The following is a 14,419-nucleotide window of genomic DNA, read 5'->3' as shown; positions in this document are numbered from 1 at the left end:
TGCCGCGTCTCTCGTATCGGCCGGATGCCGCGCGATGCGTTCGCCTGGATCGGGACGCCAGCCGTAACGCCCCTGTCAGGGCTGAAGCCTCGACAACAGGCGCGGTTGCGCGGAGGTGCTTGCCCCCCGTGAGGGCGGCGCTGACTTCCTTCGCGATCCAGTTGCCCGTCGGCGTCGTCGAAAGGCATGCTGTGCGGGACACGCAACGAGCAGGGCCGTTCCATGCAGCGCCCTGGGTGCTTTCGCGCGTGCGGCCGCACTGAATCACTCAGCCTGCGCTCGCCTCCAGACTCGCGCGCTGAGACCCGCACTGGCTACCCTGGTGCACCCCGTTCCTCGGAGCCCCCATGAGCCGACGTTCCGGCAGCGCCGATCTGCCCCTGCATGGCGGTCGCGTGCCGCACTGGCTGGGCGCGCGCATGACCCGGCTCGGCGCGGTGATGTGCCAGGCCATCGTGCACAGCTATGGCCGCGACGAATTGCTGCGGCGCCTGGCGCATCCGTTCTGGTTCCAGTCGCTGGGGGCGGTGATGGGCATGGACTGGCATTCCTCCGGCATCACCACCAGCGTGCTGGGCGCGCTCAAGCGCGGCCTGGCGCCGCTGTCCGGCGAACTGGGCATCCACGTGTGCGGCGGCCGTGGGCGGCATTCGCGGGCCACGCCGGACGAACTGCAGGCGGTGGGCGAGCGCACCGGCCTGGACGGCGCGGACCTGGCGCGGGTCAGCCGCCTGGTGGCCAAGGTCGACAGCGCTGCGGTGCAGGATGGCTTCGACCTGTACCTGCACGGCTTCATCGTCAGCGACGACGGGCGCTGGGTGGTGGTGCAGCAGGGCATGCACGGCGCGCGCAAGCAGGCACGCCGCTACCACTGGCTGTCGGAAGGCCTGAGCAGCTTCGTCGATGCGCCGCATGCGGCGATCGACGGCCCGCGCCAGGGCCGCATCGTCAATCTCGCCGATCATCGCGCCGCCGCCGCGCGTGCGGCGCAGGTGGCGCTGCTGCAGACGCTGGCACCGGAGCGCATCGCCCGCGAATACGCTGCGCTGGAGGCCGCGCAGACGCCGGCATCGGCCGCCGCGGCGCCGACCCACGCCGCGCAGGGGCGGGGCGCCACCGCGCTGGCCGCCGATGCGCTGTTCGCGGAGACCGGCGACCTGTTCGCGCCGGCGGCCACCACGGTGCCCGAGCGCCGGCCGGCCGACCTGCCGCATCTGTCGCTGCCCGACCACCACGACGTGCGCGGCAGCGACATCGTGGTGCGGCGACTGCACGGGGCGCTGGCCGCCGCTGCCGAATGCGGCCCGCGCGATTTCGCCGACCTGCTGCAGGTGCCGGGCGTCGGTGCGCGCACGGTGCGCGCGCTGGCGCTGGTGGCCGAGGTGCTGCACGGCGCGCCGTGCCGTTTCAGCGATCCGGCACGGTTCTCGCTGGCCCATGGCGGCAAGGACCGGCATCCGTTCCCGGTGCCGACGCGGGTCTACGACCACACCATCGGCGTGCTCAAGACGGCGGTGGCGCAAGCCAAGCTGGGCCGCGAGGAGAAACTGGACGCGATCCGCCGCCTGGACGCGCAGGCGCGCCTGCTCGAACCGACCGTGCGCGGGCCGTCGGTGGACGACTACATCGCCGAGGAACGCGCGCAGTCGCATGCCTATGGCGGGCGCAGTGTGTTCGGCTGGGAGCCGGCGCCGGAGGCTGTGGCGGAGAGACGCACCGCACGCGCAAAGTAAGAGCTCGGCTAGTGGCCTGGCTACGACGCGATCGAACCGGCTGTCGGGTGTCGTGCAGGCGTCGACGGCGATTCGCCCGCGATGCGCGAATCCATCTGCGCAACCGACCTCGTTGCAGTCGGGACTGAAGTCCCTCCCACAAGCAGGGACTTGTGGTCAGCGCTGCCGTCGGCACTCGCGCAGAAGATCACGGTTGCGCCTCTCCGGGAGTCCGCTGTCATGCCATAGCGCTGGTCGGAGGAGGGGACGCGGTCTGAGCGCGTGCCAGGTTCCTCCCGTTCGAGCGATCGCCCGTATCATGGCCGCCCCCGGCGCACGGCGTCGGTGGCTCCGAACGACGCGTACGCCGAAGGACGTTTTCCCCAGCATGTGGTCTGCCATCAGCAACTTCGGCGACGCGGCGATGACGCTGCCGCTCGCGCTCGTCTGCGCACTGTGGCTGGCGCTGGGTAGCGCGGGATGGCGTGCTGCGGCGACGTGGCTTGGCCTGCTGGCAAGCGCCGCCGCCCTGGTCGGGGCAACCAAGATTCTCTACGCCGGCTGTGGGGTGGAGCTGCGCGCGCTGCAGTTCCGGGTGATCAGTGGACACACCATGCTCGCCGCCTGCGTATGGCCGATGGCCTGCATGCTGTGCCTGCGCGCCCGTCCGCGGCCGCGGCTGGCGATCGCCTGCGGTTTCGCCATCGCCAGCGTGATCGCCATTGCCCGCGTCTACGCGCGAGCGCACAGCCTGTCCGAGGTCGCGGCCGGTGTGGTAGTCGGGGCCGCGACGACGGCGTGCTATCTGCAGTGGCGCGGTGCGCCGCAGCTGGCTGCGCGCCTGCGCATCTACGCCATCGTGTCGGTGGTCCTGGTCGGCACGTTGATGTACGGACGCCACGCGCCGATCCAGCATGCCATCCAGACCTATTCGCCGGCGTTGTGCGGTCGCGACAGCTGATGGCGCCGTCTTCCGCGTGCAGGCATATGCACGTGCGCTTCGCCTGTCGTATGCCTGCTCTTGACCTGCGCGTTGCTACACCCGGAGCCGATGGCCGTCGTGGCCGCTTTCAGGAGATGTATCGATGCCGGAGCAATCCACCACCACCCGTGCGCGCCGCGCCAAGCGCGAAGGCAAGGCCGGCACGACCCAGGCCGGCGAGTTCGTGCGCGAGGAAATCGACCGTGTGCGCGAGGGCAAGACCCAGGTGAAGTCGACCAAGCAGGCGATCGCCATCGGCCTGTCCAAGGCGCGCCGCGCCGGGGTCAAGACCGGCGCGTCGAAGACCGCGTCGAAAGCCACCAGGAAGAAGGTTGCGCAGGAAGAGGCCAAGGGCGGCAAGCAGGCCAAGCCGTCGCCAACGCGCTCGCGCGGCGCCAAGAAGGCGCTGAAGACCGCCAGCAAGGGTAAGAGCGCGACGCAGACCGTGGGCAGCCAGGCGCTGTCGACGCAGACCAAGCGCGCGGCGAAGAAGCGCAGTGCCAGCAGCCGCTCGGCCGCGGCGAAGAAGGCCGCGCAGACCAAGGGCGCGACGGTGCGCAAGAGCGCGGCCAAGAAGGCCGCGAAGACCCGGGCCAAACAGGCCGGTACGCGAACGGCTGCCGCCAAGAAGCGCACGGCGAAGACCGCTTCGGCCAGGAAGACGCCGGCCAAGAAGGCCGCGAGCAAGAAGGCGGCGAGCAAGACTTCTTCGGCAAAGAAGACTGCGACGAAGAAGACGGCCTCGAAGAAGACGGCATCCAGGAAGACAGCGTCGAAAAAGTCGACGGCGAAAACCTCGGTCGCCAGGAAGACGCCAGCGAAGAAGAGCGCATCCAGCAAGCGTAAGACCAGCAAGCGCGCAGGCAAGACGTCGTCCGCGCGCACACGCGGTTCGCGCTCGAGCGGCTAGTCGCTCCATGGCGCGCGGCGGCGGATGCCACCGCCGCGCGTCGACGCATCCGCGATCGACGCGACTTGCCGGGGTCTTACAGCTCGGTGTACTTGGTGATGCGTCCCTTGGCGCGCTCCACCGGATACTTGGCGGCGTTGGCCAGCATCTTGAGTTGCGCGGCGTCGATCGGATCGATCTCCAGCTTGTCGCACAACTGGACCAGATACAGCAGCACGTCGGCGATCTCGCTGCCGACCTGCTGCTTTTTTTCTGCAGACAGTTGCTTGCTCTGCGCATCGTCCAGCCACTGGAAGTGCTCCAGCAATTCCGCCGCTTCCACCGACAGCGCCGCGGCGAGATTGCGCGGACTGTGGAACTGACCCCAGTCGCGGGCGTCGGCAAAGGCGCGCTGGGCGGCCTGCAGGTCGTGGAGGCTGTCGGGCATGGCATCGGCTCGCAGTGGGGACGGCGCATGGTAAAGCAGCAATCACGCGCGCAGGCACTGCGGTCGCGACATCGGACTCACGGCGTGGTCACCGACGATGCACGGCATCGGCGGCGACACTGCGGGCACGTGTTCGCAGACGAAAGGACCTACCCATGCAAGCTCTGACCTATCACGGCACCCGGGACGTGCGCGTGGAAACCGTTCCCGACCCGGTGCTGGTCGAGACCGACGACATCATCCTGCGCGTCACCGCCACCGCGATCTGCGGCTCGGACCTGCACCTGTACCGCGGCAAGATCCCCGATCTGCACACCGGCGACGTGCTCGGGCACGAGTTCATGGGCGTGGTGGAAGACGTCGGCCCGGATGTGCAGCGGGTGAAGAAGGGCGACCGCGTGGTGATCCCGTTCGTGATCGCCTGCGGCGAGTGCTTCCATTGTCGCCTGACCGAATACGCCGCCTGCGAGACCACCAACACCGGCAAGGGCGCGGCGCTGAACCAGAAGGGCATCCGTCCGCCGGCGGCGCTGTTCGGCTACAGCCATCTGTACGGCGGCGTGGCCGGTGGCCAGGCGGAGTACGTGCGCGTGCCCAAGGCCAATGTCGGCCCGTTGGTGGTGCCGGACGTGCTGCATGACGAGCAGGTGCTGTTCCTGTCCGACATCCTGCCCACCGGCTACCAGGCCGCGGTCAACGCGGGCGTGCGTCAGGGCAGTACCGTGGCGATCTTCGGCGCCGGCCCGGTCGGGCTGATGACCGCGGCCTGCTGCCGCATGCTCGGCGCCGAGCGGATCTTCATGGTCGATCGCTATGCGTACCGGCTCGACTTCGCCCAGCGCACCTACGGGGTGATTCCGCTGAACTTCGAGGAGATCGACGATCCGGCCGACATCATCGTCGGCCAGACCGACGGGCGTGGCGTGGACGCCAGCATCGACGCGGTGGGCTTCGAAGCCAAGGGCAGCACGGTGGAGACGGTGATGGCCACGCTGAAGCTGGAAGGCAGCAGCGGCACGGCGCTGCGCCAGTGCATCGCCGCCACCCGCCGCGGTGGCACGGTCAGCGTGCCGGGCGTGTATGCCGGTTTCATCCACGGTTTCCTGTTCGGCGACGCCTTCGACAAGGGGCTGAGCTTCAAGATGGGCCAGACCCATGTGCAGCGTTTCATGCCCGAACTGCTGGAGCACATCGGCGAGGGCCGGCTGCGGCCCAACGAGATCATCACCCACCGCCTGAGCCTGGCCGAGGCGGCGCAGGGGTATTCGATCTTCGACAAGAAGGAGCAGGACTGCCGCAAGGTGATCCTGACGCCGTGACCGTGGTGTGGCCGGGTGCCCCATGGCGGGTCACCCGGCCCCGGGCCCGCGCCTGAAGGTGTCGGAACGGGCGTAAAGCATGGTGCGTTGCACCACCTGCGAGGCGGTCCTGCGCGCCTGGGCATGGGCGTTCGGCCTGCCTGGCGCGAATGGGGGACATAGCGCCAACCGTCCGTCGCGAGCAGGTGAAGATTTCACGCCTCCTTCACCTTGCTCCGATGTAGACGCGCCGCCCCGAGGCTCGGGATAAGTTTTTCCCGCCGTCGCCGTCAGGCGGCCACGCGGGAGTGGCCGGCCCGCTTCTTGTCAAGTGCGTGACAAGCTTTTTGACAACGAATCAATGACTTGGATGTTCCGGTGCGGTGAGGGTGGCATCGGCAGCTTGTCCACAGGGGGTGTGGATGACTTCTGCATAAGGTTGTGGATAAGGCCGATGCCGGCCCGTGACACAACAGTGTCAAGAGGGGTGGCGAAAAATTGACCAAGCGATTTTGCGGCCGCCAGTGGGCCGCACCTTGGGGCCTGTGCCGTGACCTCGCAGGGGGCATATCCGGGGCGCGGTCGGGGCGGTGGCGACGGGCGCCGATCGCCTCGCGGTCGTATCGGTGCCTGTGCGGCACGGCAGTCCGGAGCACGCGCGGCGCGACCATCAGGCGAGGGTGTGGCTGTCCCGGGGCGATGGCATCGCCAGCGTGCCGAAGATCCTGGATCGCGACCAGCGTGTGGCCCCGGGTTCCGCGTGAAACCGGCGCCCTGCCAGCTTTCCCTGCATCGCCATGGCGCCAGCCGTGCGGCGCCATGGCGGAAACCGCTGCCCTGCTCAGGCCAGCAGGCGCAGCTTCGGCTCGCGGCTCCACTGGCGGGTCTTGGCCGCGGTCACGAAGCCCTTGTTGTCGCTGGCCTCGACCACCCCGGCATCCTTCTGCACATTGCCGGCCTTCAGCAGCGGCTGCGCGCCGGCGTCGGCGGCGATCGCCTTGAGGTGGGCGAAGGCGTTGCTGACGAAGTCGATGGCCGCCGACTCCTTGCTCAGCCGCTTGCCGGCCTCGGCCGACAGCACCACCGCCACCGCGTCGAACACGAACGACGGCGTGCCGGCCAACTGGCCGTCGGCGGCCAGGCGCTTGCCGTCGCTGAGGACGGCGCCGCCGAGCTTGGGCGCGACGATCTTGACCGCCGCGCCGGCGTCGGTGGCGGCCTTGCGCAGGTCGCGCACCAGTTTCGCGTCCGAGCCCTCGTCGATCAGGATGCCGATCGCGCGGCCCTGCAGGGTCGGCTTCATGCGGCCGATGAGCTGCAGCGCCGGCGACAGCGGCAGGTCCTGCGGCGCGACCGCGGCCGGCGGCGCCGGCGGCAATTTGTCCAGGCCCAGGCCGTCGGCGACGCGTTGCGCCAGCTTGGGATCGACGTGGCGCAGGTGCCCGACCACCGCCTCGCGCACGTGCGCGGTGTCGACCTTGGACAGCTCGAACACCAGCGCCGAGGCCACGTGCGCCTGTTCCGGCTGCGTCTGGCTGCGGTAGAACATCCGCGCCTGGCTGTAGTGGTCGGCGAAGCTCTCGGCACGCACACGGCCCTTGGCGCCGTCGTCGGGCTGGGTGCGGTGGCTGACGAAGCCGCGCGCGGTCTCGCGCGGGCTGTCGGCCTGCAGCGAGCTGGGTTCGTAGGCGACGCGGCCCTTGGGCACGCCCATCTGCATGTGGCCGTCGCGCTGCATGTTGGCGAACGGGCACTTCGGCGCGTTGATCGGCAACTGGTGGAAGTTGGGCCCGCCCAGGCGGCTGAGCTGGGTGTCCAGGTACGAGAACAGGCGGCCCTGCAGCAGCGGGTCGTTGGAGAAGTCGATGCCGGGCACGATGTTGGCCGGGCAGTACGCCACCTGCTCGGTTTCGGCGAAGAAGTTGTCCGGCCAGCGGTCCAGCACCATGCGCCCGACGATCTGCAGCGGCACCAGTTCCTCCGGGATCAGCTTGGTGGCGTCCAGATGGTCGAACGGGAAGGTGTCGGCCTGTTCCTGGGTGAACAACTGCACGCCCAGTTCCCATTCCGGAAAGTCGCCGCGTTCGATCGCCTCGAACAGGTCGCGGCGGTGGAAGTCCGGGTCGGCGCCGGCCAGCTTCACCGCCTCGTCCCAGATCGTGGACTGCAGGCCGAGCTTGGGCCGCCAGTGGAACTTGACGAAGGTGCTGCGGCCCTCGGCGTCGAGCAGGCGGAAGCTGTGGATGCCGAAGCCTTCCATCATGCGCAGCGAGCGCGGGATGGTGCGGTCGCTCATCGCCCACATGATCATGTGCAGCGACTCGGGCATCAGCGAGACGAAGTCCCAGAACGTGTCGTGTGCGCTGGCCGCCTGCGGGAAGCCGCGGTCCGGCTCCATCTTCACCGCGTGGATCAGGTCGGGGAACTTCAGCGCGTCCTGGATGAAGAACACTGGGATGTTGTTGCCCACCAGGTCCCAGTTGCCCTCCTTGGTGTAGAACTTGACCGCGAAGCCGCGCACGTCGCGTGGCGTGTCCACCGAGCCGGCGCCGCCGGCGACGGTGGAGAAGCGGGTGAACATCGGCGTCTTCACCCCGACCTCGGTCAGCAGCGAGGCAGTGGTGTACTTGGCCAGCGACTTGGTCAGTTCGAAGTAGCCGTGGGCGGCGCTGCCGCGCGCGTGCACGATGCGTTCGGGAATGCGCTCGTGATCGAAGTGGGTGATCTTCTCGCGCAGGATGAAGTCTTCCAGCAGCGTCGGTCCGCGCGGCGTGGCGCGCAGCGAGTTCTGGTTGTCGGCGACCGGAATGCCCTGGTTGGTGGTCAGCGGCGGATGCGTGCCGCCGGCCTGCTGGTGCAGTTCGTCGCCATGGCCGCGCTGATCGGCGGGCGCGGCGGTGGAGGCGAGGGCGGTGGACGATGCGGAATCGCTGGGCGTGCGCTTGCGGCTGGCCATGGGAGATCGCTCCGGTGCGTGGCGGAAGAAGGCGTCGCGGTGGGGTGCCCGGTGCGTGAGGATGCGGGCGCGGCGGAAGTCCCGATCCTGGGCGGCGCGGCGTGAACGAGCCGTGCAACGCGCCGCATCGCGCGCACTTGTCTACCTCGGTACGCGCGTTGCGCACGCATAAAAAAACCCAGCCTCGCGCACGAGGCTGGGTCTGGGGTGCAGCGTCGAACGAGAACGCGGCTCAGACCACCGCGTCTTCCTTGTACGCATCCACCGGGATGCACGCGCACATCACGTTCTTGTCGCCGTACACGTTGTCCACGCGCGCCACCGGCGGCCAGTACTTCTGCTGCTTCAGCGTCGGCAGCGGGAACGCGGCCAGCTCGCGCGGGTAGGCGTGGGTCCACTCGCTGGCGGTGACCTGCGCGGCGGTGTGCGGGGCGTGCTTGAGCGGGTTGTCCTCGCGATCCAGGCGGCCGTCCTCGATCGCGGCGATCTCCTCGCGAATCTGGATCATCGCGTCGATGAAACGGTCCAGCTCGTGCTGCGATTCGCTCTCGGTCGGCTCCACCATCAGCGTGCCGGCGACCGGGAAGCTCAGCGTCGGCGCGTGGAAGCCGAAGTCGATCAGGCGCTTGGCGATGTCCTCGGCGCCGATACCGCTGGTCTTCTCCAGCGGGCGCACGTCGAGGATGCACTCGTGCGCGACCAGGCCGTTGCGGCCGGTGTACAGCGTCTTGTAGTAGGGCGCCAGGCGCTTGGCGATGTAGTTGGCGTTGAGCAGCGCGACCTGGGTGGCCTTGCGCAGCCCGCTGTTGCCCATCATGGTGATGTACATCCAGCTGATCGGCAGGATCGAGGCGCTGCCGAAGCTGGCGGCGCTGACCATGCCGACCTCGCCGTCGCCGCCCAGGGTCTTGGGCAGGTACGGCGCCAGATGCGCCTTCACCGCGCACGGACCGACGCCGGGGCCGCCGCCGCCGTGCGGGATGCAGAAGGTCTTGTGCAGGTTCAGGTGCGACACGTCCGAGCCCCACTTGCCGGGCTTGGCCAGGCCGACCAGCGCGTTCATGTTGGCACCGTCGGTGTAGACCTGGCCGCCGTGCGCGTGCACCGCTTCGCAGATGGCCACCACGTCTTCCTCGAACACGCCGTGGGTGGACGGGTAGGTGATCATCAGCGCGGCCAGGCGGTCCGAATACTTCTCGGCCTTGGCGCGGATGTCGGCGACGTCGACGTTGCCGTTGCCGTCGCACTTGGTCACCACCACGGTCATGCCGCACATCTGCGCCGAGGCCGGGTTGGTGCCGTGCGCCGATTCGGGGATCAGGCAGATGTCGCGATGGCCTTCGCCGCGGGCGCGGTGGTAGGCGCGGATCGCCAGCAGGCCGGCGTACTCGCCCTGCGCGCCGGAGTTGGGCTGCAGGCTGACCGCGTCGTAGCCGGTGCACTCGACCAGCATCGCCTCCAGTTCGTCGATCAGTTGCTTGTAGCCGACGCTCTGCTCGGCCGGGGCCAGCGGATGGATCGCGCCGAACTGCGGCCAGGTCACCGGGATCATCTCCGCGGTGGCGTTGAGCTTCATGGTGCAGCTGCCCAGCGGGATCATGGTGCGATCCATCGCCAGGTCCTTGTCGGCCAGCGCGCGCATGTAGCGCAACAGTTCGTGCTCGCTGTGGTGGGTGTTGAACACCGGGTGCTGCAGGAACGCGCTGTGCCGCAGCAACTGCGGCGGCAGTGCGTCGGCGGTGGCGGCGTCGAGCGCGTCCACGTCGGCCTGCGCGCCGAACAGCTGCGCCAGCGCGACCACGTCGGCGCGGGTGGCGGTCTCGTCCAGGCTGATGCCCAGCGACGCGCTGTCGATCGCGCGCAGGTTGATGCCGGCCGCACGCGCCTTGGCGTGGATGGCCTCGGCATCGACGCCGGTGACGTGCAGGGTGTCGAAGAAGCGCTCGCCGACGGCGACGCCTGCACCGCGCAGCGCGGCGGCGAGGATCGCGGCCAGGCGGTGGGTGCGGCGGGCGATGCGCACCAGGCCCTCGGGGCCGTGGTACACCGCGTACATCGAGGCCATCACCGCCAGCAGCACCTGCGCGGTGCAGATGTTGGAGGTGGCCTTCTCGCGGCGGATGTGCTGCTCGCGGGTCTGCAGGGTGAGGCGGTAGGCGGGGTTGCCGGCGGCGTCGATCGACACGCCGATCAGGCGGCCCGGCATCGAACGCTTGTAGGCGTCGCGGCAGGCCATGAACGCGGCATGCGGGCCGCCGAAGCCGAACGGCACGCCGAAGCGCTGCGAGTTGCCGACGACGATGTCCGCACCCCATTCGCCGGGGGCGGCGATCAGGGTCAGCGCGAGCAGGTCGGTGGCGACGGCGACCAGGCCGCCTTGCGCATGCACCGCGTCGGCCAGCGCCTGGTGGTCACCGATGTGGCCGAAGCTGTCCGGATACTGCAGCAGCACGCCGAAGCACTCGGCCTGCAGCGCTTCCTCCGGCGTGCCCACGCGCAGCACGATGCCAAGCGGCTCGGCGCGGGTGCGCAGCAGTTCCAGGGTCTGCGGGTGCACCGCGTCGTGCACGAAGAAGGTGTCGGACCTGGACTTGGCCGAGCGCTTGGCCAGGGTCATCGCCTCGGCCGCGGCGGTGGCTTCGTCCAGCAGCGAGGCGTTGGCGATTTCCATGCCGGTGAGGTCGGCGCACATGGTCTGGAAGTTGATCAGCGCTTCCATGCGGCCCTGCGAGATCTCCGCCTGGTACGGGGTGTAGGCGGTGTACCAGGCCGGGTTCTCGAGGATGTTGCGCAGGATGACCTTCGGCGTGTGGGTGCCGTAGTAGCCCTGGCCGATGAAGCTGCGGAACACGGTGTTCTTGTCGGCGATGGCGCGGATCTTGGCCAGCGCCTCCTCCTCGGTGATGGCGTCGGGCAACGCCAGCGCGGCGGGCGACTTGATGTTGCCAGGCACGATGGCGTCGGTCATCGCCTCCAGCGAGTCGTGGCCGACGGTGCGCAGCATGTGCGCGATCTCGGCGTCGTTCGGGCCGATGTGGCGCTCGATGAAGGCGCAGTGGTGTTCGAGGTCGCGCAGCGAAGAGGTGTGAGACATGGCAGTCGTCCGGCTGAGGAAGGCACGAGGAGGCGGGGGACGCGCGCAAGGCCGTCGTCGGGCCGCAGCGGCGGGCACGATCGACGGGAAGCACGCGTCTTCCCAATGCCCCTCTGTCCTTTTGCCTGAGAGTTTGGAAGCGGCGGCTGGCGCTGCGCTTCGTGCCCCTTCGGCGCCGGGTTTGACCGGTCTCTCCAGAGTCTTGGTGCGGGTGGTATCGGGCCTGAGCGATTACGGGCGTTTGCGCCTTCGGCAGCGGGTCGCCCCGCTTCTCCCACCTTGCTGCGCCGCGATTATAACGTGGCCGGCGGCGCCCACGGCGGGCCGCACGCACCCACGCCAGCCTGAATGGGCGAGCCGCGGCGGATGCGCGCCTGCGGCCGCAGCGCGTATCATGGCCGCACTCCCTTTTCTCGCGCCCGTCCATGCCGGACGGCGTCGCCGCGCGTGCGTCCGTCCTGCGGCCGCCGCGGCCGGCTTTCAGGATGATGTCCCCATGACGCTCCCGTCCGTGTCCACACGCCGCATGGCCCTGTTGCTGGCCGGGCTGGCGATGTTCGGTCCGTTCTCCATCGACACGATCTTCCCGGCGTTCCCGCAGCTGGCGCAGCGCCTGCATGCCGATCCGGTGGCGATCCAGCAGACGGTGAGCGTGTACCTGCTGGCCTACGCGCTGATGGGCCTGGCCCACGGGCCGCTGTCCGACGCGCTGGGGCGGCGCAGGGTGATCGTGGCCGGGCTGGTCGTGTTCATCCTGGCCTCGGCCGGCTGTGCGCTGTCGCGCGACCTGCCGACCCTGCTGGTGTTCCGCGCGCTGCAGGGTGTGTCGGCCGGGGTCGGCATGATCGTCGGGCGGGCGGTGATCCGCGACCTGTTCCACGGCGACGACGCGCAGCGGCTGATGAGCCAGGTGTCGATGCTGTTCGGCATCGCCCCGGCGATCGCGCCGATCATCGGCGGCTGGATCCTGGGCAGCGGCCGCGGCTGGCCGACGATCTTCTGGTTCCTGGTCGGCTTCTCCTCGTTGCTGCTGGTCGCCACCCTGCGCTGGATGCCGGAGACGCATCCGCCGCAGGCGCGCACGCCGCTGGCGCCGCGCACGCTGCTGCGCGACTACATCGGCATCGCGCTCAATCCGCGCTTCCAGCGCCTGGCTGCGGCCGGCGCGTTCAATTTCGGCGGGGTGTTCCTGTACATCGCCTCGGCGCCGGTGTTCATGATCGACCTGCTGGGCAAGACCGAGCGCGACTTCGCCTGGCTGTTCCTGCCCACCATCGGCGGCATGACCCTGGGCGCGTTCCTGTCCGGGCGCATGGCCGGGCGGCTCGGGCCGATGCGCCAGGTGCGCTTCGGCTTCGTCTGCTGCGGCCTGTCGATGGCCGGCAACATCGCCTACACCGCGCTGGCGCCGGCCATCGCGCTGCCCTGGGCGGTGCTGCCGATCTTCTTCGCCGGCCTGGGCACCGCGCTGATCTTCCCGATCCTGGCGCTGGCGGTGCTGGACATGTATCCGCGCCAGCGCGGGCTGGCCTCCTCGCTGCAGGCCTTCACCCAGTTGATGGTCACCGTGCTGGTGGCCGGGGTGCTGTCGCCGCTGCTCAGCGGCCATGCCCTGCACCTGGCGCTGGGCTCGGGCGCGTTCTTCCTGCTCGGCTGGGGTTTCTGGCGCTGGGAGCGGCGCAGCGGCAAGCGCCTGCCGCGGCCGGATGCGCAGGTGCCGCGGCTGGAACCGGCCGACCCGCTGTGAGCATCGCCGCGGTTGGGCTATCGTCGTCGGTTCATCGTTGAGGAAACCGCATGTCCATCCAGTCCAAGCAGCGCCGCGACCTGCGCAAGAAGCTGGCCGAGCGCCTGCGCCACCGCGCCGAGGGCGCCGCGCCGGCCGCGCCCATCGAACCGCATGCGGAACTGCGCGACCAGCAGCGCACCTTGCTGGCCGGCATCGTGCGCCGCGACGGCGAGTGGGTGCTGGGCATGGACGGGCGCATCGCCGGGCAGAGCGAGAGCGCCGCGCAGGTGCTCTCGCTGATCATGCAGGCAGCGGAGCTGCACGAGCGCGCCGGCACGCCGGTGCGGTTGATGTACTCGGACGCGCTGAAGGACGCGGCGCAGGCCGATGCGCAGGCGCAGGGCCTGAGCTTCGAGGAGTTCAAGACGCGCCACGCCCAGGTCATGCGTCGCGACGACGGCGCGGCGGCTCCGGCCTGAGGCCATGGGCCAGAGCGCCGGCCAGGCTGCGCAGGAGGCCGTGTCGCTGGCGCGGGTGCGGCGCCGCGACGGCATCGCGCTGATCCAGGCGCACCGCGCCAGCGTCGCCCTGCATCACCCGTGGACCTACCCGTTCACCGATGTGCCGGGCTTCGAGGCCTGGTACGCGCAGACCCTGGACGGCAGCAACATCGCCCTGCTGGCGCGCGAACGCAGCAGCGGCGCGCTCGCCGGCCTGTTCACCTTCAGCCAGGTGGTCGGCGGCTGCTTCCAGAGCGCCTACCTCGGCTACCACGCCATGGCCGGCTGCGAAGGCCGCGGGCTGATGACGCATGCGCTGCGCCTGTGCGTGGCCTACGCGTTCGCCGAACTGGGCCTGCACCGGGTGGAAGCCAACATCCAGCCGGACAACACCCGCTCGCTGGCGCTGGCGCAGCGCGCCGGCTTCCGCCGCGAAGGCTATTCGCCACGCTACCTGCGCATCGGCGGGGTGTGGCGCGACCACGAGCGCTGGGCGCGGCTGGCGGACGACTGAGCTGGCGCACCGCGGTCGGCCTGGGCGGGCCGGCGTGGACCTGGCTGCGCAAAACGGACGGTGACAGCGTCGCTGGCTGGCTCGGGACATGCCGCGACGAAATGTCGGAGTTTTCCTACCCCGATCGGCGAAACCATTGGCGTGCCTGGCTTCGCTGAATGTGCTTCCCTACGGGGCCGCATGGAGCGGTGGAAATGGAATGCACATCATGCAAGAGTCCGCCGCACCCTGCCTCATCCGCTCATAAAGGACTATGGCCGCAGCAGGTTCCCCAATCCGACCACCCAGTGGCTCCGC

At 69.6% G+C, this 14,419-nt stretch carries 9 protein-coding genes, 1 pseudogene and 1 riboswitch; of the genes and pseudogenes, 7 read left to right on the top strand and 3 right to left on the bottom strand.

All coding sequences use genetic code 11. The features are described from left to right. The first annotated feature begins 347 nt into the window (after window positions 1–347). The 3 genes and pseudogenes from RAB70_RS19095 to RAB70_RS19085 all read left to right on the top strand — a co-directional run. Complete coding sequence (locus tag RAB70_RS19095) at window positions 348–1,733, top strand: DUF763 domain-containing protein (RefSeq protein WP_148828802.1); 1,386 nt, start codon at window positions 348–350, stop codon at window positions 1,731–1,733. A gap of 298 nt (window positions 1,734–2,031) precedes the next feature. Beyond that, complete coding sequence (locus tag RAB70_RS19090; protein WP_225851629.1) at window positions 2,032–2,673, top strand: phosphatase PAP2 family protein; 642 nt, start codon at window positions 2,032–2,034, stop codon at window positions 2,671–2,673. 124 nt (window positions 2,674–2,797) lie between these two features. Next, window positions 2,798–3,313, top strand: a pseudogene (locus RAB70_RS19085) (DUF6496 domain-containing protein); the annotation flags it as partial. A gap of 367 nt (window positions 3,314–3,680) precedes the next feature. On the opposite strand, the gene RAB70_RS19080 reads toward RAB70_RS19085, so the two are convergent. After that, window positions 3,681–4,031, bottom strand: a complete 351-nt coding sequence (locus RAB70_RS19080; RefSeq protein ID WP_148828804.1) for a nucleotide pyrophosphohydrolase — start codon at window positions 4,029–4,031, stop codon at window positions 3,681–3,683. Between the two features lie 155 nt (window positions 4,032–4,186). Between RAB70_RS19080 and RAB70_RS19075 the strand changes: the two genes are divergently transcribed. Continuing rightward, window positions 4,187–5,350, top strand: a complete 1,164-nt coding sequence (locus RAB70_RS19075) for a zinc-dependent alcohol dehydrogenase (RefSeq protein WP_017910142.1) — start codon at window positions 4,187–4,189, stop codon at window positions 5,348–5,350. An 820-nt stretch (window positions 5,351–6,170) separates the two neighbouring features. Here RAB70_RS19075 and RAB70_RS19070 read toward each other — a convergent pair. Together RAB70_RS19070 and gcvP are read right to left on the bottom strand one after the other, a co-directional pair. Then, complete coding sequence (locus RAB70_RS19070) at window positions 6,171–8,285, bottom strand: catalase (protein ID WP_148828805.1); 2,115 nt, start codon at window positions 8,283–8,285, stop codon at window positions 6,171–6,173. Between the two features lie 232 nt (window positions 8,286–8,517). Continuing rightward, window positions 8,518–11,379 carry an aminomethyl-transferring glycine dehydrogenase gene (gcvP, locus tag RAB70_RS19065; protein WP_148828806.1) on the bottom strand — a complete coding sequence of 954 codons (2,862 nt, stop codon included), beginning with the start codon at window positions 11,377–11,379 and terminating at the stop codon, window positions 8,518–8,520. 103 nt (window positions 11,380–11,482) lie between these two features. Continuing rightward, a riboswitch (glycine riboswitch) is annotated at window positions 11,483–11,587 on the bottom strand. 288 nt (window positions 11,588–11,875) lie between these two features. Between gcvP and RAB70_RS19060 the strand changes: the two genes are divergently transcribed. Genes RAB70_RS19060 through RAB70_RS19050 form a run of 3 tightly spaced genes read left to right on the top strand, consistent with a single transcriptional unit; the run spans window position 11,876 to window position 14,122 of the window. Continuing rightward, window positions 11,876–13,126 carry a multidrug effflux MFS transporter gene (locus RAB70_RS19060; RefSeq protein ID WP_026144591.1) on the top strand — a complete coding sequence of 417 codons (1,251 nt, stop codon included), beginning with the start codon at window positions 11,876–11,878 and terminating at the stop codon, window positions 13,124–13,126. A 50-nt stretch (window positions 13,127–13,176) separates the two neighbouring features. Then, window positions 13,177–13,587, top strand: coding sequence for a hypothetical protein (locus RAB70_RS19055; protein ID WP_017910138.1), 411 nt, complete (start codon window positions 13,177–13,179; stop codon window positions 13,585–13,587). A 4-nt stretch (window positions 13,588–13,591) separates the two neighbouring features. Next, window positions 13,592–14,122: a GNAT family N-acetyltransferase gene (locus RAB70_RS19050; RefSeq protein WP_017911298.1), complete on the top strand. Its 531-nt coding sequence runs from the start codon at window positions 13,592–13,594 to the stop codon at window positions 14,120–14,122. The last annotated feature ends 297 nt before the right edge of the window (window positions 14,123–14,419 follow it).

The sequence above is a fragment of the Xanthomonas sontii genome (assembly GCF_040529055.1).
GTDB lineage: Bacteria > Pseudomonadota > Gammaproteobacteria > Xanthomonadales > Xanthomonadaceae > Xanthomonas_A > Xanthomonas_A sontii.
Note: the sequence above shows the minus strand (reverse complement) of the source record. Positions and strands in the feature narration are given on the sequence as shown.